The following is a 451-nucleotide window of genomic DNA, read 5'->3' as shown; positions in this document are numbered from 1 at the left end:
GTCGAATCTGGGTCGGTCGAATCCATCGCGATCCTGGTGAAAAGCGGTTGCCGCGATCCGCGCGAACCGCGCGGACGAGGCCGCGAGGCGGCCTGGGTCACGCTCTAGCCTGATATCGGCCGCCTCGCGGCGTTCTTGAGCGGCGCGCTGCGCCGCCGCCCCGGGTTACGGCTTCGTCACGGGATCGACGGGCGTCGCGACGACTCCCGTCATGTCGGCCTGCTTGCGATGCTCGGCGAGCGCCTTGAGCGCCGTGTCGATGCCGAACACCGCCTGCTTCGCCGCGTACTGGTCGGCGGTCGCGAGCACGCGGCCGTCCTTGAGCATCGGCTTGATCGCGTTGATGTTGTCGTAGCCGACGACATACACCTTGCCCTGGCGGCCCGCCGCGCGCACCGCGGACACGGCGCCGATCGCCATGTTGTCGTTGCCGCAAAGGAGCGCCTTCAGG

1 protein-coding gene is annotated in these 451 nt (G+C 69.2%); it reads right to left on the bottom strand.

Going from position 1 to position 451, the window contains the following annotated elements; all coding sequences use genetic code 11:
• Window positions 1-165 precede the first annotated feature (165 nt).
• A partial coding sequence (locus tag J5M56_RS25330) for a substrate-binding domain-containing protein (protein ID WP_207938101.1) occupies window positions 166-451 on the bottom strand: 286 nt, incomplete at its 5' end.

This window comes from Pseudomonas sp. 51_B (assembly GCF_017491595.1).
GTDB lineage: Bacteria > Pseudomonadota > Gammaproteobacteria > Pseudomonadales > Pseudomonadaceae > Aquipseudomonas > Aquipseudomonas promysalinigenes.
This window is presented reverse-complemented; position numbering and strand designations above follow the sequence as displayed.